23 protein-coding genes and 1 pseudogene are annotated in these 24161 nt (G+C 61.5%); 7 read left to right on the top strand and 17 right to left on the bottom strand.

Features of this window, described 5'->3' with window-relative positions:
- Positions 1–135 precede the first annotated feature (135 nt).
- From kdpA to C5J22_RS31185, 5 genes are all read right to left on the bottom strand, one after another.
- Positions 136–1839: a potassium-transporting ATPase subunit KdpA gene (kdpA, locus tag C5J22_RS15335; protein ID WP_105438923.1), complete on the bottom strand. Its 1704-nt coding sequence runs from the start codon at positions 1837–1839 to the stop codon at positions 136–138.
- A gap of 67 nt (positions 1840–1906) precedes the next feature.
- Positions 1907–1996 carry a K(+)-transporting ATPase subunit F gene (locus C5J22_RS15330; protein ID WP_007760774.1) on the bottom strand — a complete coding sequence of 30 codons (90 nt, stop codon included), beginning with the start codon at positions 1994–1996 and terminating at the stop codon, positions 1907–1909.
- Between the two features lie 309 nt (positions 1997–2305).
- Positions 2306–2470 (bottom strand): hypothetical protein, encoded by a 165-nt coding sequence (locus C5J22_RS31190; RefSeq protein ID WP_172746639.1) that lies wholly within the window; start codon positions 2468–2470, stop codon positions 2306–2308.
- An 11-nt stretch (positions 2471–2481) separates the two neighbouring features.
- On the bottom strand, positions 2482–2772 hold the full coding sequence (locus C5J22_RS15325) for a hypothetical protein (RefSeq protein WP_105438922.1): 291 nt from the start codon (positions 2770–2772) through the stop codon (positions 2482–2484).
- A gap of 11 nt (positions 2773–2783) precedes the next feature.
- Positions 2784–2963, bottom strand: coding sequence for a hypothetical protein (locus C5J22_RS31185; RefSeq protein ID WP_172746638.1), 180 nt, complete (start codon positions 2961–2963; stop codon positions 2784–2786).
- A gap of 234 nt (positions 2964–3197) precedes the next feature.
- Between C5J22_RS31185 and C5J22_RS15315 the strand changes: the two genes are divergently transcribed.
- Positions 3198–4445 carry an FAD-binding oxidoreductase gene (locus C5J22_RS15315; RefSeq protein ID WP_105438920.1) on the top strand — a complete coding sequence of 416 codons (1248 nt, stop codon included), beginning with the start codon at positions 3198–3200 and terminating at the stop codon, positions 4443–4445.
- Positions 4446–4558: 113 nt separating this feature from the next.
- Positions 4559–5869, top strand: a complete 1311-nt coding sequence (locus C5J22_RS15310) for an FAD-binding oxidoreductase (protein WP_172746663.1) — start codon at positions 4559–4561, stop codon at positions 5867–5869.
- Here C5J22_RS15310 and C5J22_RS15305 read toward each other — a convergent pair whose 3' ends face one another.
- The gene (locus tag C5J22_RS15305) at positions 5870–6532 is read right to left on the bottom strand and encodes a TetR/AcrR family transcriptional regulator (RefSeq protein ID WP_105438918.1); all 663 of its coding nucleotides are present in this window, start codon (positions 6530–6532) and stop codon (positions 5870–5872) included.
- A 212-nt stretch (positions 6533–6744) separates the two neighbouring features.
- A complete protein-coding gene (locus C5J22_RS15300) occupies positions 6745–7281 on the bottom strand; it encodes a gluconokinase (protein WP_105438917.1) in 537 nt (178 codons plus the stop codon).
- Between the two features lie 170 nt (positions 7282–7451).
- Here C5J22_RS15300 and C5J22_RS15295 point away from each other — a divergent pair, with 170 nt between their 5' ends.
- Positions 7452–8690, top strand: a complete 1239-nt coding sequence (locus tag C5J22_RS15295) for a TadE/TadG family type IV pilus assembly protein (RefSeq protein ID WP_105438916.1) — start codon at positions 7452–7454, stop codon at positions 8688–8690.
- Positions 8691–8693: 3 nt separating this feature from the next.
- Here the strand turns inward: C5J22_RS15295 and C5J22_RS15290 are convergent, their stop codons facing one another.
- The 6 genes from C5J22_RS15290 to C5J22_RS15270 form a co-directional block, all read right to left on the bottom strand.
- Positions 8694–9725: an AbrB family transcriptional regulator gene (locus C5J22_RS15290; RefSeq protein ID WP_105438915.1), complete on the bottom strand. Its 1032-nt coding sequence runs from the start codon at positions 9723–9725 to the stop codon at positions 8694–8696.
- Positions 9726–9897: 172 nt separating this feature from the next.
- Positions 9898–10380, bottom strand: coding sequence for an iron-responsive transcriptional regulator RirA (rirA, locus tag C5J22_RS15285; protein ID WP_105429265.1), 483 nt, complete (start codon positions 10378–10380; stop codon positions 9898–9900).
- A gap of 344 nt (positions 10381–10724) precedes the next feature.
- A complete protein-coding gene (locus C5J22_RS31915; RefSeq protein WP_256386132.1) occupies positions 10725–10856 on the bottom strand; it encodes a hypothetical protein in 132 nt (43 codons plus the stop codon).
- Between the two features lie 73 nt (positions 10857–10929).
- Positions 10930–11994, bottom strand: coding sequence for a M48 family metallopeptidase (locus C5J22_RS15280; RefSeq protein WP_105438914.1), 1065 nt, complete (start codon positions 11992–11994; stop codon positions 10930–10932).
- Complete coding sequence (locus tag C5J22_RS15275; protein ID WP_105438913.1) at positions 11984–13078, bottom strand: YjgN family protein; 1095 nt, start codon at positions 13076–13078, stop codon at positions 11984–11986. Before C5J22_RS15275 ends, C5J22_RS15280 begins: the two co-directional genes overlap by 11 nt.
- A gap of 178 nt (positions 13079–13256) precedes the next feature.
- Complete coding sequence (locus C5J22_RS15270; RefSeq protein WP_105438912.1) at positions 13257–14753, bottom strand: CoA-acylating methylmalonate-semialdehyde dehydrogenase; 1497 nt, start codon at positions 14751–14753, stop codon at positions 13257–13259.
- A gap of 114 nt (positions 14754–14867) precedes the next feature.
- On the opposite strand from C5J22_RS15270, the gene C5J22_RS15265 reads away from it, so the two are divergent.
- Both C5J22_RS15265 and C5J22_RS15260 read left to right on the top strand, forming a co-directional pair.
- Complete coding sequence (locus tag C5J22_RS15265) at positions 14868–15176, top strand: putative quinol monooxygenase (protein WP_105439191.1); 309 nt, start codon at positions 14868–14870, stop codon at positions 15174–15176.
- Between the two features lie 27 nt (positions 15177–15203).
- On the top strand, positions 15204–16085 hold the full coding sequence (locus C5J22_RS15260) for a LysR family transcriptional regulator (RefSeq protein ID WP_105438911.1): 882 nt from the start codon (positions 15204–15206) through the stop codon (positions 16083–16085).
- Positions 16086–16165: 80 nt separating this feature from the next.
- Here C5J22_RS15260 and C5J22_RS15255 read toward each other — a convergent pair whose 3' ends face one another.
- From C5J22_RS15255 to C5J22_RS31660, 4 genes and pseudogenes are all read right to left on the bottom strand, one after another.
- Complete coding sequence (locus tag C5J22_RS15255) at positions 16166–16411, bottom strand: helix-turn-helix domain-containing protein (RefSeq protein ID WP_038539927.1); 246 nt, start codon at positions 16409–16411, stop codon at positions 16166–16168.
- Positions 16412–16723: 312 nt separating this feature from the next.
- A complete protein-coding gene (locus tag C5J22_RS15250; RefSeq protein WP_105438910.1) occupies positions 16724–17722 on the bottom strand; it encodes a TRAP transporter substrate-binding protein in 999 nt (332 codons plus the stop codon).
- A gap of 29 nt (positions 17723–17751) precedes the next feature.
- Positions 17752–19527 carry a TRAP transporter large permease subunit gene (locus tag C5J22_RS15245; RefSeq protein ID WP_245440418.1) on the bottom strand — a complete coding sequence of 592 codons (1776 nt, stop codon included), beginning with the start codon at positions 19525–19527 and terminating at the stop codon, positions 17752–17754.
- Between the two features lie 122 nt (positions 19528–19649).
- Positions 19650–19765: pseudogene (locus C5J22_RS31660) on the bottom strand (alkanesulfonate monooxygenase); the annotation flags it as partial.
- Between the two features lie 221 nt (positions 19766–19986).
- Between C5J22_RS31660 and C5J22_RS15235 the strand changes: the two are divergent.
- Both C5J22_RS15235 and C5J22_RS15230 read left to right on the top strand, forming a co-directional pair.
- Positions 19987–22239 carry a bifunctional diguanylate cyclase/phosphodiesterase gene (locus tag C5J22_RS15235; protein ID WP_172746637.1) on the top strand — a complete coding sequence of 751 codons (2253 nt, stop codon included), beginning with the start codon at positions 19987–19989 and terminating at the stop codon, positions 22237–22239.
- 96 nt (positions 22240–22335) lie between these two features.
- A complete protein-coding gene (locus C5J22_RS15230; protein ID WP_172746636.1) occupies positions 22336–24156 on the top strand; it encodes a sensor histidine kinase in 1821 nt (606 codons plus the stop codon).
- The last annotated feature ends 5 nt before the right edge of the window (positions 24157–24161 follow it).

Here is a 24161-nt window from a genome sequence, read left to right as displayed (position 1 = left end):
CCTCCCCCTTGTGGGGAGGGTGGCCGGCAGGCGGGAGGGGGTTTTGATGTGGAGCGAAGCCCCTCCCCAACCCCTCCCCACAAGGGGGAGGGGCTCCTCGCACCACCGTGGCCGGATGAGCGACATGGCGCTGCCTCAAAACGTCTGGCCGGCGATCATGACCAGGTGTTCGACGACCGGGCCGAGCGCCAGGGCCGGCATGAAGGTGAGGCCGCCGACGATCAGGATCGTGCCGACCAGCAGGCCGACGAAGAGCGGGCCATCTGTCGGGAAGGTGCCTGCCGAGGCCGGAACCGTCTTCTTGGCGACCAGCGAGCCTGCGATGGCGAGCGCCGGAATGATGACCAGGAAGCGGCCCATCAGCATGCCGAGCCCGAGCGTCACGTTGTACCAGGGCGTATTGCCCGTCAGTCCGCCGAAAGCCGAGCCGTTGTTGGCCGCAGCCGACGTATAGGCGTAGAGGATTTCGGAGAAGCCGTGCGGGCCGGCCGTGCCGATCGAGGCGACGGCGGACGGCAGGACCGTGGCGATCGCGGTGAAGATCAGCATGGCGAGCGGCAGGCAGAGAATGGCGAGCACGGCCATCTTCATTTCCTTCGCCTCGATCTTCTTGCCGAGATATTCCGGCGTGCGGCCGACCATGAGGCCTGCCACGAAGACTGCGACGATGATGAAGAGGATGATGCCGTAGAAACCCGCGCCGACGCCGCCGACGATGACTTCGCCGAGCTGCATGTTGATGAGCGGGATCAGGCCGCCGAGTGCCGTGAACGAGCCGTGCATGGCATTGACCGCGCCGCAGGAGGCCGCCGTAGTGATGACCGCAAACAGCGACGACAAGGTGATGCCGAAGCGGGCTTCCTTGCCTTCCATGTTGCCGCCTTCAAGACCGAAGGCATGCATCAGCGGATTTCCTGCCGCTTCCGCCCAGTAGGTGATGCCGACGCCGGCGATGAACAGGATGCCCATCGAGGCGAGGATCGCCCAGCCCTGGCGCTGGTTGCCGACCATGCGGCCGAAGACGTTGGTGAAGGCAGCACCGATCGCGAAGATCGACAGCATCTGGATGAGGTTGGAGATCGCATTCGGGTTTTCGAACGGATGGGCGGAGTTGGCGTTGAAGAAACCGCCGCCGTTGGTGCCGAGCATCTTGATGGCAAGCTGCGAGGCGACCGGGCCCAGCGCGATGGTCTGCTTGGCGCCTTCCAGCGTCGTCGCCTCGACATAAGGCCCGAGCGTCTGCGGCACGCCGAGATAGACGTAAACCAGCGTCAGCACGATGCAGATCGGCAGCAGGATATAGAGTATGGCGCGGGTCATATCGACCCAGAAATTGCCGATCGCCTTACCCGATGCGCGCGAAAAAGCGCGGATCAGACCGACGGCGATCGCCATGCCGGTCGCGGCGGACAGGAAGTTCTGCACGTTGAGGCCGACCATCTGGGTGAGATACGACATGGTGCTTTCGCCGCCATAGTTCTGCCAGTTGGTATTGCTGACGAAACTGACAGCGGTGTTGAAGGAAAGCTCGGGCGGAACGGCACCCATGCCCGCCGGATTATAAGGCATGCCGGCCTGCAGGCGCATTATCGCGTAAAGCACGACAACGCCGAAGAGGTTGAACATCAGCAGCGAGACAGCATAGGAAGTCCAATGCTGTTCTTCGCGTTCGCTGGTGCCGGCCATGGCATACAGTCCCCGCTCGATCGGAACGAGGATGGGTGACAGAAACGTGCGCTCGCCTGAAAAGATACGCGTCATGTAACCGCCGAGCGGTTTGACGAGCGCGATGATGATCCCGCAAAAAAGCAGGATCTGAAGCCATCCGTTGAGGGTCATTTGGAGTTAACTTTCAATACCCGGCTGCTTGGCTGGAAGCGCCAGTTCTTTTCAAAAGCGTTCTTTTTCAGAAGCGTTCGGGGCGAATGAGAGCGTAGGTGAGGTAGACGGTGAGGAACACGGTCACGGCACCGCTCAGGACATAATCGAGGATCATCGGTGTTTCTCCCTTCAAAGCCTGTCGCAGGCGCGGGTATAGGCAAAGCAGAGACCGAAGAAGACGACTGCGGTGCCGAGTAGAATGACGTCCAACATTGATCTGGACTCCTGTTGTTAAGGCGAGGCCGGACAGGACAAGGGTGCCATCCTTTAAAGACGGCACCTTGAGGCTTTCGGCTTGGAGACGATCTTTCACGATCTCCCGGGCGTTAATATGCGGCGCGACCGCATAGGGGTTCGAGACGGAGCGCAGAGGAAAGAAATAAAAATCCTATAGGAATTTCACTCGTTCCGGCGGCGGCTGCCCTCAGGAAGCGGCCGCAAAGGTTATGGCATAGGCGAAAACGAGCACCATCAGCATCACCGCGAGCATGCCGAGAATGATGCTCGATGCACGCAGATGGTCCGGCTTCCCGAAATTACGGGAGCGCGGATAGACAGCTCCGCGCATGTGGTGAACGGCCCTGGACATCGGCATTCTCCTCATCCCCGTCCGACGATCTTCATGCGGGGATCGATCGCCCTGGGGACCCTGACCGGGGTCTCAAAAATTGGCCCCAGGCTCAAGGTCACGTCTTCCGGCACGCAGCAGACGGCACCAGGCTCATGATCGCTTTCGAACATGGCGAAATGCACCGCCGACGCCCGGTCGGTGAAGAGGCCCCCGATGAGACCTTCCCGGTCGGAGACAATCCAGCGGCCGCCGGCATCGCGGCCGACCGTGAAACGCACTCCACGCGAGGGAGGTTCGACTTTCGACATTGCCTTGCTCATCGTGCTTCTCCTCAAGCCACCATCACGGAGACAAGACCCGCGGCGCAAAAGCCCAGGCCGATGACGCCGAAGAGCCTCAGGAAAACGCCGAGGTTCGCATCGACCGGGCGATTTGGCTGCGACAGCCGGCGCTGCCGGGCTTTGGCTTCAGCAAGATGCAGGAAGTAGACGCTCCCCAGACGACCAAACATTTCAGTCACTCCTTGTTGGGATCGGCCCGCGGCATTGTCCGCGCGGAGCCCGCATCGAAACCGATGCACGATCCAGAAGGTAGCGACGGCCGCATAGGCTTTCGATTGCATACGGCGGACGAAGAAATAGGGAATCCATATAAGCAACCGTGATTTTTCGTTTGCGCCGCAGCATTCCGGGCGGCATGTTGAGATCCTCGAACGATAAAAGACTTGGGAAATGGAATTCAGATCATGACAGCAGATGCGATCGTGCTGGGAGCCGGCATTGTCGGCGTTTCGACGGCATTGCAGCTCGCCCGGCGCGGCAAATCGGTGGTGCTCGTCGACCGGAAAGAACCCGGCATGGAGACCTCCTATGGCAATGCCGGCCTGATCCAGCGCGAGGGCGTCGTGCCCTATGGCTTCCCTCAGCAGTTCGGCCTGATCCTGCGCTACGCCCTGAACAACCGCATCGATGCGCATTATCACTGGAAAGCCATTCCCTCGGTCACCTCGTTCCTGGCGAAATACTGGTGGCATTCCAACCTGACCCGCCATCAGCTGATCGCCCGCGCCTACGCGCCGCTGATCGAGCATTCGATCGCGACCCATAACGAGCTGATCGAGGAAGCCGGAGCCCAGGATCTGATCGCCAAGAACGGCTGGACGGAGGTGTTCCGCACCCGCGGCAAGCATGATGGCGAGATCGGCGAGGCCGAGCGGCTTCGCAAGGAGTATGGCGTCGCCTTCAAGGAACTTTCGCCGGCCGATATCGCCGAGCAGGAACCCAATCTTTCCAACGATTTCGTTGGCGGACTGCGGTGGGAAGACCCTTGGTCTGTCAAGGACCCGCTGGCGCTGACCCGCGCCTATGTCGCGCTGTTCGAAAAGCTCGGTGGCCGCGTGCTGAAGGGTGATGCCAAGAGCCTGTCGCAGACCAAGACCGGCTGGAGGATCGTCGCCGGCGACGGCACGGTGGAAGCCAAGGATGTCGTGGTGGCGCTCGGCCCCTGGTCCGATACGGTTACGAAACCGCTCGGTTACAATTTCCTGGTCGGCGTCAAGCGCGGCTACCACATGCACTATTCGGCCAAGGGCAATGCCAAGCTCAACGGCTGGACCATGGATGCGGAGCGCGGCTATTTCCTGGCCCCTATGAACCAGGGCATCCGGTTGACGACGGGCGCCGAATTCGCCCGCCGCGATGCGCCGAAAACGCCTGTTCAGCTGGAACGCGCCGAAGCGGTGGCGCGGAGCATCTTCCCGCTCGCAGAGCGGCTCGACATAGAGCCCTGGATGGGTGCCCGCCCCTGCACGCCGGACATGATGCCGGTGATCGGCAAGGCGCCGCGCCACGACGGCCTGTGGTTCGCCTTCGGTCACGCGCATCACGGCCTGACGCTGGGCCCGGTTACCGGCCAGGTGATTGCCGAGGCGATCACGGGGCAGAAGACATTGATCGACATTTCGGCTTATCGTCCGGAGCGCTTCAACGCCTAGCTCTACCTAAAAAGCGCGGGTTGGCCTGCGGCAACAGGGCCGGTCGGAGTTTGCCTTGCGCGTGACCGACGTCCAATGCGACGCCTATATCCGGACGGTGTGAGATGGCTTTTATGACCAGCGGAGATCGGGGCAAGACGAGCGACAATCCCCGCCACACGAATTCGTGGTACGCGGCTTCGGCAAAGGACAAGCGTGTCCGCCCTGCCCTTGACGGGGCGATAGAAGCGAATGTCTGCGTTATCGGTGCCGGCTTCACCGGCATCTCGGCGGCGCTCGAACTGGCCGAGCGCGGATATTCCGTCGTGGTGCTGGAAGCGGAACGCATCGGCTTCGGCGCATCGGGCCGCAATGGCGGTCAGATCGTCAACGGCTACAGCCGTGATCTCGAAACCATCGCCGGCCGTTATGGCCGCGACAAGGCGGTGAAGCTCGGCGCCATGTCGCTCGAAGGCGGCGAGATCATCCGTAGCCGCGTCGCGAAATACGGGATCGACTGCGATCTGGTGCATGGCGGCTTCTTCGCAGCCTTCACGGACAAGCAGATCCGCGAGATGGAGCACCACAAGGCCGATTGGGAACGATACGGCCATGGCGGGCTGGAGATGGTCTCAAAGGCGGATGTCGGCAAATACGTGAAGACCGATCGATATGCCGGCGGCATGATCGACAAGCTCGGCGGCCACATCCACCCCCTCAACCTCGTGCTTGGGGAAGCCTCGGCGTTCGAAAGCCTTGGCGGACGCATCTTCGAAGCCTCGCGCGTGATCGGCCTCGATATGGGCGAAAAACCGGTGGTGCGGACGGAAAGGGGTTCGGTGAAGGCCTCGTATGTGCTCGTCTGCGGCAATGCCTATCTCTCCCCGCAGTTTCCGGAGATCAGCGGCCGGATGATGCCGGTGTCCAGCCAGGTGATGGCGACGGAACCGCTCGACGCGGCACTGATCGAAAGCCTGCTGCCGGCCAATTACTGCGTCGAGGACGCCAATTACATCCTCGACTACTACAGGCGCACCGCGGACAACCGGCTGCTCTACGGCGGCGGCATCGGTTACGGCGGCCACGACCCGAGCGACCTTACGGGCGTTGTCCGGCCCAATATGCTGAAGACGTTTCCGCAATTGAAGGACGTGAAGATCGACTATGCCTGGAGCGGCAACTTCGCGCTCACCCTGACGCGTATCCCGCATATGGGGAAACTGTCGGACAAGGTCTATTTCTCGCACGGCGACAGCGGCCACGGGGTGACCACCACCCATCTGCTCGGCAAGATTCTCGGCGAGGCGGTCGCCGGCCACGCGGAACGCTTCGATATCTGGTCGTCGCTCCCCAACCTGCCCTTCCCGGGCGGCCGCACCTTCCGGGTACCGCTCACCGTGCTCGGCGCCTGGTGGTATGGGTTGCGCGACCGGCTCGGCATCTGATCAAGGGATCAGAGAGACCGGGAAGCTGCCTGTAAGGTAGTAGGTCGCCTGCGCCCGAACGATGGACTTGAACTGCGCCACGGTTCCGGCGGCTTCGTCTTCCGGAATCATGAGAGCCAGCCGCAGGGTGGCGCCTGCCATGTGAAACATCACCAGGAGCGTCTGGGCATAACTTTCTCGAAGAGGCTGCTCAACGAAAGGTTCGGTCGCCTTGTAAAAGACGTCGGCCTGGAAGCGGGTCTCGGCGATATCGAGGTCCGCAAGCGCCTTGTCCGCCTGGATGGCATTCAGGAGATCCTGGGTCGCGGGCCTTTCCCGCATATTGTAGTAGTACAAATCGAAAAGTTCGGCCGGTGCCTGCAAAGCTTCTTCCGCCGTGGTGATCCTTCCGATCTGCTCCGTCACCAGGGTACGGACCTCTTCGGCGTAACTCTCGTAGAGCGTGGCGATGATGGCGGACTTGTTGGGGAAGTACTGATAGACCGATGCGATAGGCCCGCCGGAGAGGGCGGCTATCTCCTTCATGGTCACTGCGTCGATGCCCTTCTGGCCGATCAGTTCCATGGATACTTTCAGGATTTCATCGATGCGCTCGCGGCTCCGCTCCTGTTTCGGCACCCGGCGAAGGGAACCCCGCCCTGGTCCTTGCGTCGAATCTGGCATCCGCAAACCGTCTCCTCAAACACCTGCCAACCGCTGCCTTCGTTGCCGGTGAGGTTTCCGGTAATCGAGGGCAGAATTGCTTGAACACAAACTGTTTGTTTATACGACGCCCGAAGAGCATCGGATCACGAAGGCCGGTAATTTTTAGAATACTTTCCACGCCGATGCACAAGACAGAACATCGAAGAAAACGGGAGCTTAAATCCTATTATCTATGCTCCGGTGAGCGCGGTAATACCATCGAAAGCCTTATCGACAATGGTATCGACACTTGCGTCGATGTCGACAGTTACCACTCCGGCCTCATGCTCCGGGCTTTCCAGGGTTGCAAGCTGGCTCTGAAGCAGTGACGCCGGCATGAAATGGCCGGTACGCGCGCCCATCCGTTGCTCAAGCACCTTGGGGTCGCCGGTGAGGAAGACAAAATAGAGCGTGCCGCCGCTCTCCCGCCGCAACCGGTCCCGATAGGTCTGTTTCAAGGACGAGCACGACACCACGACGCTTTCGCCCCTCCCCCTCGCCTCGGCCAGTTCGTTGCCGACCAGATCGAGCCATGGCCAGCGGTCGTCGTCGGTCAGCGGAATCCCCTTCGCCATCTTGGCGACGTTCGCCTCCGGATGCAGACGGTCACCCTCGACGAAAGCGCAGCCGAGACGCGCGGCGAGGTGCTCGCCCACCGATGTCTTCCCCGATCCGCTGACACCCATGACGACGACGGCAAGAGGGGACGTGAGTTCGATTGCGGGCATAACTGACTTCCATTTGATAACGCGTTCAGGAGGCGGCAAGGCCGAATTGTGGAGATCGCAGTTAACCTCGGGTTTTCCAATTCTCTTACGGGAACCTTAGAGAGACTACGATAAAAGGACCCACCTTCAACCGAATTCCGTCCTCCAAATCCAACTCGAGATCCACGATCATGCGGCGACTCATCAATATTATTGCGCCTCGCGTTTATCACATCCTGCGCGATACGGGCGGCAATTTTGCGATAGCGACTGCTCTCGCGCTGCCGGTCCTCCTGACGACCGCCGGCGGGGCGGTTGATTTCACCCAGGCCTCTTTCGAACGCAGCCGGCTGCAGGGTGCGCTCGATGCGGCTGTGCTCAGCGCCGTTGCAAAACCTGATATCGCCAGTCAGCGCCGGGAAGCGCTGCGCTTTCTGACCGATACGGTTCCGGAGGAGACCGACCTCGACACCGCGCTTGTCGTTGCCGCGAATAGCGACGGCAGCCTGACGGGTACCTATGCCCAAGGTGTCCCCACCAATTTCCTCGGCCTGCTCGGTATCCACACCATTGACGTCAAGGTCCGATCCACCGCCATCGCGAACAAGAATGCGAAGCCTTCAGGCGCATGCATCTACGTGCTCGGCAACGCGTCACAGGCGGTTCTGATCAATTCAGGCGCCAATGTGCAGTCGGAGAAATGCGGCGTGGAGGTCAGTTCGACCCAGAACCCGGCCTTCATCATGAACGGCGGGGCGACGATCGATACGGCCAGCTTCTGCGTTGCCGGCACCCAGTATATCAAGAACGGCGGGACGCTCAGCAACCTGAAGCCCGGCTGCAAGGTTTCCGGAGATCCCTATGCCGGCAGCATTGCCGAGCCGACCGTCTCCTCCACCTGCACGACCAGCGGCACAAAGGACGGAGCGGTGCAGGACATGGCTCCAGGCGTCCATTGCGGCACCACCTTCAACGGATCGCCCAAGATCACGTTCAAACCCGGCCTCCATATCATCAAGGGCCGGATGATCATCAATTCCGGTTCGACGGTCGTCGCAGAGGGCGTGACCTTCTATTTTCCCGACACCGACAGCGAAATCCGCGCCAACGGCAACTTGAGCTTCACGGCGTCGGCGCCGACCAGCGGCACCTACAAGGGCATCCTGATGTTCGAAAAGACCAGCGATACCGCCAACAATGCCCGCAAGCAGCAATACATCTTCAACGGTTCCAATGGCGAAACGCTCAAGGGCGTGATCCATCTTCCGAACCGCGACGTCACCTACAATTCGACGACGAACCAGACGAACCTCATCACGCTGGTGGTCAATACCATGATCATGAACTCGTCCAACTGGAAGATCGAACCCTATACGGGCGCTGCCGGTGGAAGCGGCTCCGAGATTACGTCCGTGCGCCTCGTCAACTGACGCTCAACGCTGCCGGGCGTCCTTGCCGAGCACGATTGGCATCAGCACCGACAGGAACATCAGCCGCAACACGTGGTGGGCGCCGACATAGGTGGGGTCGGCATGCAGCATGACAGCCATCGCCGACATCGTTTCGAGCCCACCCGGCGCAAAGGCGATCAGCGCCGCGTCGAGCGGCACGCCGGTCAAATATGAAACCCCGCCGGCAATCGCCGCCGCAAGAACGATGACGACCACGGTCACCACGCCGCCGGCCACGAAAGCGGTGCGCAAATCGGTGATCGACACACCGCAGAAGCGCGTGCCGATCACCGAACCGAGGATGACGTAGGTCGGAACCAGCAGCCAGTCCGGAACGCCGCCGCTGACGAACCCCGTCACGTGCGTGGCGATCGACACCACGACGCCGCCGAGCAGCAGGGCTGCCGGAAAATTCCAGCGCGTGAACAGCAAGCCGAACAGCACTGAGACCGCGAGCATGACCAGGAGAACGGGCGCGCTCATCGCCAGAGGCGCGAGACCCGGGTCGGCGCCGACGAGATCGAAGACTTCCACGATCAACGGCACCGTGATCGTCAGTGCCAGCACGCGCACGCTCTGGCCGACACTGACGGCACGCAGGTCGCAGCGGGTTTCGGCGGCGAGGCTGAGCACGTAACTCAGATGGCCGGGGGAAGAGGCGAGAAGCGCGGTGATCCGGTCATAGTGGAAGAACCGCTGCAGCACCCACGAGCTTGCATAAAGCAGGATCGCGACTGCCACGAGTACCATGACGAAACTCAGAGGCCAGGTGCGCGCCGCGACGATCACCTCCGGCGTGACAGTCGCCCCCATCGACACGCCGACGACGATGAAACAAACGTTGCGGACCTGCGCCGGCACCGCCAGGTTCAACCCGGCAAGCCCTGCAACGGTGATCGCGATTGCCGGACCGATGAGGTAAGGAGCCGGAAAGGCAATGAGAATTGCGATCAGCGCACCGGCAGTGCCGATCAGCGCAGTCAGCGCGAAGGTGCGCAATTCCGAAAGGGGCATGGCTTGATCCTGAAGGCGCCACAGGAAGGAAAACTGACAAAAGCCAGAAAACGCCTAGTCCCCTTCTATTGCAAATGCGCGCGGGGTCAACCTCTTCTGCCGCATACGGGGGGGGTAGCAAAAAGGCGCCAGCCTCAACGGCGGCGCCTTCAAGAAGCAGGAACGGGCAGGATCAAGCGGCCGGCGCGATGACCTTCGGGATGGCCTTCGGCAGATGCAGCATATCGATGCCCAGCAGGAAATTGATCTGCGGACGCGCCTTGACGAGGTCGTCGATCGTGTATTCGGCGAGCACGTCGAAGAAAGCGTTGAGCGCCTTGCGAAGCGCAGCGTTCAGGCCGCAGCTGTCAACAAGCGGGCATTCCGCAACGCCCTCTTCGAAGCACTCCGCCATGGCAAAGCTGTCTTCAGTCACCTTGATGACATCGAAAAGAGTGATGCGATCGGCAGCCCGGCCAAGCCTTACGCCACCGTTGCGACCGCGCACGGTTTCCACCAGGCCGGCCTTCGTGAGCGGCTGGAGGATCTTGAAGAGGAAGAGTTCGGAAACGCCGTATGCTCTTGCAATCTCGGGGATGCGGCTGAGGTGGCCGTCGTTGGCGGCACAATACATCAGCATCCGTACTGCGTAATTCGTCTGTTTGGTCAAGCGCATGCTGGTCTCCCGAGACTGGTACCCGCCCTATATAAAGGCTCCGCTAGTTTTGAACAATTCCAAAATAAGAAAATTGTCATCAAGTTTTCGCGCTGCGCCAGCTTGTCTTCATCGGCGCGGAATTCAAGCGACGAATTGTTCGTCCACACACACGGAGACCCGGAAGGCCGAGGTACAAGCTAGATCAGGAGGCATAGGCAGACAACCCGGCGGGCTCTCCCGGGAAGACCTTGCTTTTGCAGCCCGCCGAAACGACGGACCGCCGAATTATGAGTCGATTTTCCACAACCTCGGATCGCCATTCCGGATCCGCGGCGATTCGCCGGAAAAAGTTCCGGCTCGCATCAACTGGTTATCGCGATCGCCATCCAGGCCGGGACGGCGACCATCACCATTGCAGCCAGCAGGCTAAGGCCGATCTTCGCCAGATACGCGCGGCGGGCGCGCTTCGCATCCCACTCGTACACCATGGACATACATCCCCACTCCTACTCCGCGGGCTAAATTAGAATAGTCTGCGGAAACGTCAATGGAGGCTATCGATCACGGCTACCTTGCCTGAAGCCTACCTTCCAGCTCGGCGGCATAATTGCGGATGTCCTGCTGGCGCTGCGGCGTGCCCGGATGGCTCGAGAGAATGCTTGCATCCTCATGATCTCCAAGCTTGTCCTCAAGGATTGCGAAGAAGCGCGCCAGTGCTGCCGGATCGTAGCCGGCCGCCCGCATCAGCTCGACAGACCTGCGGTCGGCCTCCGCTTCCGCGGCCCGGGAATAGGACAGTGCCACCAGTGCGCCGCCCTGCGTGAGGATATCCTCGACGCCCGAGCCGACATCGCCGGCAATCAGCATGACCAGCGCGGCGACGCCTGCGGCGCGGTAGAGCTGCCGCAGGCTGTGCTCGCCTTCGACGTGGGCGATCTCGTGGCCGAGCACGCCAAGGATCATCTCCCGGTCGCCATTGGAAAGCTTCACCAGATCATCGGTAAGGATCAGGCTGCCGTCCGGCAGCGCGAAGGCGTTCGGGCCGATCACCCCGCCATCCCGGAAGTAGAGCTGATAGGCCTTTTGCCCGCCCTTCGAATGGACGGCGAGTTTCGAGAAGCCCTCGGAGATCGCCTGCCGGTCGCCTTCCGGCAATTCCGACGGTTTCAGGATCGTCCGATCGAGGGATGCCAGCGTGCCGGAGCCGATCAGTTCCGGCACGAAGGGCGGCGTTACCAGGACGGCGACCTCGACCAGCACGGGGACTGCAAACCGATAGATCGAGACGGCAAGCAGGATGACGGCGATCGTCATGACGATCAGTCGCGGATGGAACTGCTCCAGCCGGTGGATCAAGCCGCTTCCGGCGCCGCGCTTGCCGTGGAGATAGGTGTCGATCCCGTCGTTGTCGCGCGTCTCGAACACGGAACCGTCCGGGAAACCCACCCGCCGCGGGATCGAGCCGACCCGCGCGCTGATCTCGGCCCGCTCCGGCACAGCCGATGCGAGGACCCGCCCCTCTTCCGCTGCGACGAGGAGAGTGCCGTCCTCGCGCAGGACGGCCTCGATTGCGCGGCTGGAATTGGCTGGATGCCATTCGCCTTTGGCGATGACCGTTCCGTCAGAAACCAAAGTCGAACCCTTCCATATCCATGTATTCGGCGCTGATCGCAGCACCGCTCGCCTCGATCGAGGAGAGGATCTCGCCCGGATCGCCGTTGATGCGGATACCGGTGTGTTCGTTGACATACCGCGCCATCCGGACCGCCGCCCAGGGGCGCATCAGCCCGAGCGTCAGCACGGTGACGATCACATTGCTGATTGCGATCCAGGCATAACGCGGCCGGGAGATGTCGCTGACCAGCTGATGGCGGCCGTCGAGCTCCGCCGCCGACCAGGCGACGTTGCGCGCACCCGCCCGGTAGAAGAGACCAGCAATACCGTAGAGGATGAAATAGATGAAGAGACCGGCGTAGAGACCGACGATGCTCAGCACGGTCATCTGCGTGTTCGTCAATTCGGCGCTCTCGCGCATGACGGTCGCGGCACCCATGATCGCGATGAAGGCAATGAACCCGAAGATGATGCTGCCCAGGAACACGATCAATGCCGGCAGGATCCAGACGCCATAAAGCCGGCCAAGCTGAGGGTCGCTGGAAAACGGCCGGTCGCCGTAACGCAGATTGTTGAAGAGGTATCGCCAGGTCCAGCGGCTCGCAAGCGGCGCCAGGATGCCGAAGGAAATGAAGGCTACCAAGCTGCCGAGCATGATCGCAACGAAGGCGCCGCCTGCCGTGCCGACGAAATCGAAACGCACGTTGCGATAGCTCGTCACCCGGGCGTTGAAGCGCAGGCTGCGCTTGATGAGCCACGGCAGAGCGATCAGGATCAGGATCGGGGTCACGATGCCGACTGGCGGAAAGATCGCCGTGCCGATGTTGAGCACGATCACGAACGCGGTGACGATCAGCCGGCCGATAAAGATCTGCTTGCCGGTCGCGTGATATTCGAAGGCGCGGTCGAGAACGACCGTATTGCCGTAGAAATATCGCATGCGCCGCACCTTCGCCCAGGCCGAATAAATGCTGAGGGTGATGATCGTCAGCAGAACGTTGACGATCCAGATGCCGAAATATTCGCTGGCGCTGCCGGTGAAGGATGCGCGTTCAAAAGACTGTCCTTCCGCCGCCCGAGGCGCCGTCTCTGCCATTGCCATGATGTCGTGTCCCCTTGCCGAATACCGTCGAGACGGCCGCCTGCCCGATTCTTCGCCTCATTGTAAGGCCGCGACATGCCATTTCAATCACTGCTCTACATCGCGACGAAGCTTTCAACCGCCAAAATAAAACGGGCCTCCGAAGAGGCCCGCCTGATGCTCTGTCCTGATTGTCGGTTTACTTCATCGTCGGCATGACGAATTCGGCACCGTCCTTGATGCCGGACGGCCAGCGGGCGGTGATCGTCTTGGTCTTGGTCCAGAACTTGATCGAATCCGTACCATGCTGGTTGAGATCGCCGAAGCTCGAAGCCTTCCAGCCGCCGAAGGAGTGGTAGGCAAGCGGAACCGGGATCGGCACGTTGATGCCGATCATGCCGATATTGATGCGGCTGGCAAAATCGCGGGCGGCATCGCCGTCGCGGGTGTAGATCGCAACGCCGTTGCCGTATTCGTGCTTCATCGGCAGATCGAGCGCTTCCTCATAGTTGTGGGCGCGGACGACCGAGAGGACCGGACCGAAGATTTCCTGCTTGTAGATGTCCATCTCGGGCGTGACGTGGTCGAACAGCGTGCCACCGACGAAATAGCCGTTCTCGTAACCCTGCAGCTTGAAACCGCGGCCATCGACCAGAAGCTTTGCGCCTTCCTCGACGCCGCGGTCGATCAGGCCGTTGATGCGGGCATGCGCTTCCTTGGTGACGACCGGGCCCATGTCGGCCTTGTCGTCCGTATAGGGACCGATACGCAGGGACTCGATCTTCGGGATCAGCTTTTCGACGAGACGGTTGGCGGTTTCCTCGCCGACCGGGACGGCAACCGAAACTGCCATGCAGCGCTCGCCGGCCGAACCGTAGCCGGCGCCCATCAGCGCGTTGACGGCCTGGTCGAGATCGGCATCCGGCATGATGATCATGTGGTTCTTGGCACCGCCGAAGCACTGGGCGCGCTTGCCGTTCATGGCAGCCGTGCCATAGACGTAACGGGCGATCGGGGTCGAGCCGACGAAGGAGATGGCGCCGATATCCGGATCGGTAAGGATCGCGTCGACGGCCGCCTTGTCGCCGTTGACGACGTTGAGGATGCCGGCAGGCAGGCCCGCTTCGATCATCAGTTCGGCAAGGCGGATCGGCAGGGACGGATCGCGCTCGGACGGCTTCAGGATGAAGGCATTGCCGCATGCAATCGCCGGCGCGAACATCCACATCGGGATCATGCCCGGGAAGTTGAACGGGGTGATGCCGGCGCCGATGCCGACCGGCTGGCGCATCGAATACATGTCGATCTGCGGACCGGCGCCTTCGGTAAACTCGCCCTTCGACAGGTGCGGGATGCCGATCACGAATTCGCAGACTTCCAGGCCGCGGATGACGTCGCCCTTGGAATCCTCGATCGTCTTGCCGTGTTCGCGGGACAGCATTTCGGCGAGCTCGTCCATGTTCTGGTTGAGCAGGTCGACGAATTTCATGAACACGCGGGCGCGGCGCTGCGGGTTGGTGGCAGCCCATTTCGGCTGGGCCTGCTTGGCGTTTTCGACGGCAGCGCGGATCTCCGAAACGCTGGCGAGCGAAACCTTCGCCTGGACTTCGCCGGTTGCCGGATTGAAGACGTCAGCCGCGCGGCCGCTGGTGCCGGCGACATGCTTGCCGCCGATGAAATGCCCGATCTCACGCATGGGTATGCTCCTCCATTTTTGGTAAGTGGCGGGAGTCTACACTTCGATTTGCACAAAGCAATGGAGTGGAATAAGCATCCGTTGTGCAGAAATTGAAGCAAGATCGAGGCTATGATGTCTTGCAAGATCGTCAGGATTGCGGAATTGGAAATCGATCCGGCACAAATCGACACCTATCGAGCCTTGCTTGCCGAGGAAATCGAGGCATCAGTGGAGAGTGAGCCGGGCGTGCTGATGTTGCATGCGGTCTCCGAAAAGGAACGGCCTCAACAAGTCCGCATCCTGGAAGTCTATGCGGACCAGGAGGCTTACGAAGCCCATCTCCGGACGCCGCATTTTCTGAAATACAAGAAATGCACGGCAGACATGGTGAAGTCTCTCAGGCTGATCGACGTCGATCCGGTGATGATGCGGGCAAAATAAGCAACAGGCATTGAAAGACGACCAACAATGAACTGGGATGATGTCCGCATGTTTCTGGCGGTCGCCCGCGCCGGACAGATCCTGTCTGCTTCGCGGCGGCTCGGTGTCAACCATGCGACGCTCGGGCGAAGGGTGACGGCGCTGGAAGAGGATTTACGCACCCGCCTCATCATCCGCCGGACCAATGGCTGCGAACTGACCGCCGAAGGCGAGGTGTTCTTTCGGGCGGCCGAGCGGATGGAAACCGAGATGCTGGCGGCGCAAGCGAGCACCGGGCGGATCGACGCGGCGATCGCCGGCACGGTCCGGATCGGTGCGCCCGACGGTTTTGGGGTCTCCTTCCTTGCCTCGCGGCTCGGGCGGCTGACGCGCCGGCATCCGGAACTCAAGCTGCAACTGGTGCCGGTGCCGCGATCCTTCTCGCTCTCCCAGCGGGAGGCGGATATCGCCATCACCATCGAACGCCCGGAACAGGGCCGGCTCGTCTCTTCGAAACTGACCGATTATACGCTGGGCCTCTATGCCTCGAAGACCTATCTCGATCAGGCCGGAACGCCGCGAACGGTCGAGGCGCTGAAAAGCCATCCGCGCATCGGTTACGTCGAAGACCTGATCTTCTCGCCTTCCCTGAATTTCACAGGCGAGGTGATGCGGGACTGGGATGCGAGCTTCGAGATTTCAAGCGCCATCGGCCAGACCGAGGCGGTGCGTTCCGGGGCCGGTATCGGCATCCTGCACGACTATGTGGCGCGGCAATATCCGGAACTGGTGCGCGTGCTGCCCGAGACCATCATCCGGAGGTCCTACTGGACCACATATCATGAAACGACGCGGGACCTGATGCGGCTGAGGACGGTGGTGGAATTCCTGAAGGAACTGGTCGACGGGGAAAGCCACATCTTTGTGTGACGGGTCGAACGGTCTTTGCGGAGAAGGATATCGAAGACCCAAACAGGGTCCGGCCGCCGAAGCGGCCGGAAAACCTTGTATTAAGACGGCAAGAAGGTCGTAACCGGAACCTTGAGTGCCGCGGCAATGCGCTTCAGCTTGGCGGGGTCGGCATCGGTGCCATTTTCAATGCGAACGATCTCGTCGTTGACGAGGCCGGTCGTGATGGCAAGCTCTTCGATGCTGTAGCCGACAGAACGTCGCGTTTCGGCGACGGCTGAGGCAATGTGCTGCGGAGAAAGCTTCGCTCCATTGGCGGATGCGAAATTATTGATCGAAATTGTCATTGTATGCTCCTTCTGGAATGGCCTGCCGAAAACCGGTCAGGTGAAGGGGGACGAACGCCCTAGACGCAGGAGTCTAAAAAATTAGGCACCGGCTGCCGCAAACATAGGCATGCTAACGGCCGAGACAAGGGCATTTACTGCAGTGCACAAAAATGTGTTCGCTTTCGGGTCGAAAGAAGGCGACGTCGATCTACCCGGCGCTGTCAAAATGGCCGGAATCGGGCATATTTGCCTTAAATCGAGCTGAAAAAGCATGAATGGCACCGCTTTTGCGGTGCCACATTAAATTTTCTTAACTTTCAAAAAAACGCGTCAGGCCGACTGAATCGACTTGATCCTGTCGATGCCTCCGACGATCGCGGCAAAATCCTGCCAGACGCCTTGAGCGCCCTTCTGCCATTCCTCGAAGGCTTCCGGCTTCAGCAATTTGCCGCCATTCTTGAGCGACACGGCAACGGATGCCGCCTCGTCCTCGACGATGAGTTGGTTGAAATAGGCGGCCCCTTCCTTCGACGCCTCCTGAAAAACCGCCTTCTGCTCGGAGTTCAACTGGTTCCAGAAGCTGGCGGAATAATAGATGACGCCGGACGCCCAGATATGGCCTGTTTCGGTCATGCAGGGCACGACTTCGTAAAGCTTGAAGCCGGCATAGGCGGATTTGGTGAGGTCCATGGCGTCGGCGACGCCGGTCGCCAGCGCATTGTAGGTCTCGGTGATCGGAATGCCGACCGGCGCGGTGCCGAAGGCAGCCCACAGCTTGGTGTGCAGCGGGCTCTGGATGACGCGGATCTTCTTGCCCTTCAGCTGTTCCGGGCGGGTGACCGGCTCCTTGGTCAGGAGATGGCGGGCGCCGTAGTTTATGAAATCGCCGATCACGAAATTCTGGGCGGCGAGCTTCTGCTTGAGATCTGCACCGACATTGCCATCGACCGTCTTGCGGACATGGGCTGCGTCGCGGAAGAGGAACGGCAGATCGAGGACTTGCAGCTCCGGCACCCAGCCAGACAGCGACGAGACGGTGGAAAGACTTGCCTGCACGGAACCGAGGCGGGCGCCTTCTGCCACTTCCTTCTCGCCGCCGAGCGCACCGTTCTTGACGACGTTGAACTTGAACTGGCCGGGCAGCCTGGCTTCCACCAGCTCGCCGATCTTCGCCCAGATCTTCGATTCCGGCTTGTCGTCGCCAAGCAGCGAGGCGGTGGTGATCGTCGTCGTGCGAGCGGCCGCGCTGCGCACGAAAACCGGAGCGGCGAGCGCCGCGCCGGTTGCTGCGGCAGTCTTCAGAAGGGTTCGGCGGTTGATGTTGTCCATGTCTCAGGTCCCCAGGAATTATGGAAGAATTAGAAGATGATCGCCCAGGCGCAAAGGATCGCCAGGGAAACCAGAAGTGCAAGCAGATAGGGCACGACCGCCTTGAACAGCGCGGTCGCGGGAATGCGGGTGACACCGCTGACCACGAAGATCAGCATGCCGAGCGGCGGGGTCAGGCCGTGGATCATCAGATTGACGACGATGATGACACCGAAATGGATCGGATCGATGCCCGCGGCGACGGCGGCCGGCAGCAGGATCGGGCCGAACAGCAGGATCGCCGCGCCGATATCGAGCACCAGTCCGACGACCAGAAGGATGACGTTGGAGAGGATGAGGACCGCGAGCGCACTGCCGCCGAGCATCATCACGAACTCGGAGACGAGGCCGGAGACGTTGTCGACGGCGAGCAGGAAGGCGAAGGGCCCGGCCGTGCCGATCAGCAAACCGATCGCAGCGGACTCCGTCGCGGCCTGCCGGAACGAGGCGAGCAGCGAGCCTGCTCCGACCCTGCCCCAGACGGCGAGAATGATCGTATAGAGGGCCGCGAGAGCCGCAGCCTCCGTCGTGGTGACGATGCCGATGCGGATGCCGACCACGACGATGATGCCGAGACCGAAGGCGGGAATGGCGGAGATCGCCGCCTGCCATCGTTCACGTCCCGACGCGCGCGGCAAGGCAACCTGCTCTCTGACGGACAGATGGATGGCCAAGGCGAGGCAAATCGCCATCAGGCCGCCGGCGAAAAAGCCGCCGACCAGCAGCGAGCCGACCGACAGATTGGTGGCCGTCGCAAGGATCAGGAAGGCGATCGACGGCGGGATGACGTTGTCGAGCACCGAGGTGGCGGCGATGATCGCGCCTGCCTGTGCCGGCGGGTAACCGTGTTTCACCAGTTCCGGCTGGAAGGTGGAGGCGCCAAAGGCCGCGTTCGCGACGGACGAACCCGAGGCGCCAGAAAACAGCACGCTGGTCAGGAGCGTCGTCTGCGCCAGCCCCGCCCGGCGATGGCCGACCATGGATGCGGCGAACCGGACGAGCTGGTTGGCGACGCCGGACGAGGTCAGCAGCCCACCGGCCAGCAGGAAGAACGGAATGGCGAGCAGCAGGAATTTCGACATGCCGGCCACCGTCGAAGAGACGATCGCCGGTTCCGGCAGGCTGCTGCCGAAGGTGATCGCCACATAGGCTGCCGCCAGGAAAGCATGCGCCAGCGGGGCGGCCAGGACGAGACCGAGTGCGGCCACCAGCGCCAGGAACAGGCTCGGCGGCAGTTCGCTGTCGATAAAGATTTCGGGAACGCCAAAATAGAGCGCGGCTCCGAGGACGAGCGATATCAGCACCGGCAGCGCCCTGCCCTCGGCAAGCCTTTGCAGGAGGAGCACGACGAGGATCAGCACGCCGCCCACCCCTAAGAAACCGAAGCGGATCCACTCCGGAACGCCGAGCGCCGGAGAAATACCGCCGAGCATGGACATGATTTCGGAACCGCCGAAGAGCAGGATCATGGCGGCCAGCACGGTGAACACGTCCGCCAGAACGTGGGTCGCCGGCAGCAACCGGGCGGGAGCCAAACGCACGAAGACATCGAGCCGCATGGCCAGCGCACTGTTGAGGCTGAGCGGCGCACCGATCGAGATCAGCGCCACATGCAGCCAGATGCCGAGGTCTTCGGCACCTATGAAGCCGGTACTGAAGAAATAGCGCAGGCAGACGCTGACCAGCACGACCGTCAGCAGAACGGCGAGGATGAGCGCTGCAATAGTGCCGAGCACGGTCTCGACGCCCTTCAGCACCCGCGCCACAAGGCTATCGCCCCGGACTGCCGTCTGCTCTAGAAAGTCGGATGGGCTGGCTGCCACGGGCTCTTACCTTTGCCGGAGAATCAGGCGGTCCTGACCGTGGAAAGATCACGATCGAAGAGCGTCTACCAGGTGAATGACACGCTGCCGACATCTCGCGTGAGACATCGAGACGCGGCAATACCTTTTCGCCGAAGCGATGGGCTTCCTCAAGCAGCCGCAGGCCCGAAAGGAGAAAAGTTTTCGGCGCCCGGCCTTCCGCACGGCCGCAGATCAAGCGCCGCTTGAGAGGTTCCGCCTTTTACGGCGACCATCCCCACGCCGCAACGGCCTCGATCCGAGGTTAAGACCAAAATCTCGACCTCGCTGCATCTTTTTGCGAGACATACTTGGTTTTGAGTGAATTAATGGATTCGCGGAAATGCAGGGGCAACCCTTGCGTGACAATCGGGGGATGTGTCCGTGGGCGATATCGAACAAGAAAAGAAATCTCAGGATCTCTTCGAATTTCATCCGGAGCCCGCCGCCCAGACAGGGGCTTCGCCCGACCAGTTCCAAACGGAGATGAGGGATTTCACCATCTTGAGCGTCGATGACGACGAGATGTTCCAGAACTCCCTCAGGCTCTCGCTTTCAGGCTTCACCTATCGCGGCATCGCGCCGCGGATACTGATGGCCGCTTCTGCCAACGAGGCGGCCAAGCTTCTGCTCGAAACGCCTTCGGTCGCGGTCCTGCTGCTCGACGTCGTGATGGAGACGGACGATGCAGGGCTCAGGTTGGTTCGCACGATCCGCGAGGTGCTCGGCAACTCGCAGCTGCGTATCGTGCTTCTCACCGGGCAACCGGGCATCGCGCCGATGCAATCGTCGCTCGAGACTTATGATATCGCCGATTACTGGCTGAAGACCGACCTGACCAATGAGCGGCTTCACAGCATTCTCACCGCAAATCTCAGGACCTTCGAGCAGATCGATGTGCTGAACCGCGCCCGCCGGGGCCTCCAGAGCATTGTGGAGGCGAGCAATAGCCTGGCGAGGTCGTCAGGATTCGAGGACTTCTCCCGCCGAATGATCCACGAACTGGCCGCACTTCTCGGCGTCAGCGAGGACGGCATCGTCTGCGTCCGCGGGCGTGACCGCGAACAGCCGCCGAAGATCATCGGCTCGGCAGGGCGGTTCGCTTCGGTCCTCAACCAGACCCTCGATACCATCCAAGACGAGTCCATTCGCGACCTGATCCAGCGCTCGCTCGACGAGCAGGCGAGTATCGAAACCGCGAAAGCGCAGGTTCTGTTTTTCCAGGGCCAGGCGGTCGCACCGCCTGCAGCGGCGTACATCGCGACAAACAGGCGAATCGACGACACGGAGCGGGAATTGCTGCGGGTCTTCGCGACCAATATCGGCACCGGCCTGATCAATGTGGCGCTGACCAGCCAGCTCGACCGCACCGCCTATGAAGACGGCCTGCTCGAGATCGCGAACGGCAACGCGCTGAAGCGTGGCATTCAAGCAGCGCTCGAGGTTCCCCCGCCGCGCAGACGGAAGGTCCTGTTCATCGAACTGAACCAGTATGCGAGAAGCTGCATCTCGCTCGGCGTCGAACAGGGCGATCACCTGCTGCGCGCTTTCGTGAAGCGCCTGGCAGCGGCCTTTCCGCCGCCCTGCATGATCGCGCGTCTGCACGAAGACGTATTTGCCGTGCTCGGACCGGAATATCTCGTGCGGATCGACTATGTAAACCGTCTCGAAGCGGGCGCCCACTCGCCCGAAGCCCTGTTCTTCGGCGCAGAGGCGGCCTCCCTCGATCTCAATCACTTCACGTCGGCTCAAACCGTCATCGCGACTGGGCTTCTGCTCCTGAAGAAGGCGGGACTGAAGGGGACGAGCGGGCAACTCATCGAATACGACCCCAATGTCGAAGACGAGACACGCCGCCGGTTCGCTCTTTCGCAGCAGCTTTACAAGGCGCTGCTCAACCGGGAAATCAGCATCGTATTCCAGCCGCAGATCAACCTGGCCGACAATCGGATCGTCGGCGCCGAAATCCTGGCGCGCTGGACGCGTCCGGACGGTTCGGTCGTATTTCCGGCGGATTTCATTCCGCTCGCAGAGGCGAACGGGCTGATCGTGCCCCTGGGTCAGCAGATCCTGGAACAGGCCTGCAGCGCGCTACGGTCCATGAGCGAAGCAGGATTCCCAAGCGTCACGATCGCCGTCAATGTCTCGCCGATACAGCTTGGGCGAAAGGAATTCATAGACGAACTGATCGCCACCACGCGCCGTTATGGCCTGTCGCCGGATCGGCTGGAACTGGAAATTACCGAGACGGTCGCGATGGAAGAGCACCAGCACGCCAACAACATGCTCTCCATTCTCAGAAGCGAAGGTTTCGCGATCGCCATCGACGATTTCGGCACCGGCTATTCTTCGCTGACGAAGCTCCGGTCGTTCGAGGCCGCCACGCTCAAGATCGACCCGTCGTTCATCGCCGGTCTCGGAGAGTCCAGCCAGAGTGACCTGATCGTCGAGATGATCATCCGGCTTGGCGAGCGCATGAACATGCGTGTCCTCGCCGAAGGTGTCGAGACCGAGCAGCAGGCGGAATGGCTGCGGTCGAGAAAATGCATCCTGGCGCAGGGTTATTTCTACGCTCGCCCGGAGCCCTTCGAGCAATTCCTGGCGCGGTTGCAAAACTCGCCGGTCAAGGCGGTGTAGCGACCGATGATCCCCGCGTCTCCACTCCGCATGTTTCCGTCTCTCCGGGCCATTTATCGCCATCGCAGGCGGCTTGCCGTCTTCGTGATACCCTGGATGGTGGGACTTGGCATCGGCGTTCCATTGCTCTGGCATCAGATCGGCGCGAACGCGCGGGAACCCCAGATCCGCAACAGGGAGGAGACCCTGTCGCAAGGCTACGACATCCTCGGTCGGGCTCTGGACCGGCTTGGCCGCGACGCCCTGTTTCTCGCCGACCTGCAATCGCGCTTCGGCGAAACGACCACTCGGCCTGCTCCGCTGAGCGCTGAGATCTTCCAGAGTTTCGCCGCCAGCTCGCCAGATTACGATCAGGTACGGTGGCTGGATAATGACGGCAAAGAACGGCTGCGCGTCAACCGCCGCAGCGGCGCGGAACCGGTCGTCGTGAGCAGCGAGGAGTTGCAGAACAAGGCGGACCAGCCCTATTTTCGCGATGCGATTCCGCTGCCGCTGAACGGCCTCTATTTCTCTGCCCTCGATCTGAACATCGACAACGGCGTGGTCGAGGTCCCCCATCTGCCGACATTGCGCGTTGCAAGCCCCGTCTTCCGCAATGGGACCAAGCAGGGCATCATCGTCATCAACTACCGCGCCACGCGATTGCTCGAACGCCTGAAGCGGCTCGACAGGAGCGTCGAGCTCTATCTGATGAACCAGGCCGGATACTGGCTCCAAGGTCCAAATGCGGATGCGAACTGGGGCTGGCAGCTTGGGGCCTCAACGCCCGGCCCGGCTGAGGCGGAGATGTTGCGGGCGATCGGCAAGGGGGACAGAGGGCTTTTCGGCAGCAGGGACGGCGTTTGGAACTACCGTCGCTTCCAGCCCGTTGCGAGCTTGCTGGCGACAGGCGAAGTCGCGGAAAGACGTGCCGCGGGTGCCGACCTCTATCTGCTCGCCCGTGACTCGGCGGCCGCGATCAACGACCAGGAAACGAGGGGGAAACTCATTCTCGGCGCGGTCGCGGCAATCCTCGCCATGGTGGCGCTTGCGGTAACCGGCCGCCTGGCCAACGGCATGGAGGCCGAGGCGGAATGGGCGCGGCAAATGGAGGACACGAACAAGGCGCTGCGCGACACCAATGAAAAACTGAACGTGACCCAGCGGGAACTTGCGCGAGCCGAACGGCTGTCGTCGCTGGGCCTGATGGTTGCCGGCGTCGCCCACGAAATGAACACGCCGCTTGGAAGTGCGGCACTCGTGCTCAGCAAGGCCGCCAAAGATCTCAGGCTTTTCAAGGAACGGATTGCAGCGGGGCTGCGCCGCTCGGATCTCGACCTCTATGTCGCAGACAGCGATACCAGCCTCGATCTGGTCCGCGACGCCATCCACCGGTGCACCGCGCTGGTTCAGCGTTTCAAACAGGTTGCGGTCGACCGCGCGACGCTGGAGCGACGGGATATCGATCTCGCCGCTTTCATTCCCGATGCCGATCCGCGCCTGCGCAAATGGGACGCCAGCGCCGGTATCAGCCTGGCGTTGAACGTGCCCGCTGATCTGGCGATCACCACCTATCCGGGACCGTTTGCCCAGGTCCTGTCGAACCTCCTCAACAATTCGTTGCTGCATGCCTTCGATGCGGGCAAACCCGGCATGATCGCCATCGATGTCCGCAGACTGGCAGACCAGGTCCTCATCGAATTCACCGACGACGGTCGCGGGATAAACGAGACGGACATCCAGAAGATATTCGAACCCTTCTTTTCCACGGCCCGCCACAGCGGCGGTACCGGCCTCGGGCTGCACATCGTCCACCAGATCGTCACCGAGGTTCTCGGCGGATCGATCGCCGTCGAGAGCCCGCCCGCCGGCAAGGCACGCGGCACGCGATTCATCATCCGGCTTCCGAGAGTTGCTCCCGCACAGGCGGGAACTTAAAGCCT

This window comes from Neorhizobium sp. T25_13, from assembly GCF_002968675.1.
Lineage (GTDB): Bacteria > Pseudomonadota > Alphaproteobacteria > Rhizobiales > Rhizobiaceae > Neorhizobium > Neorhizobium tomejilense.
This window is presented reverse-complemented; position numbering and strand designations above follow the sequence as displayed.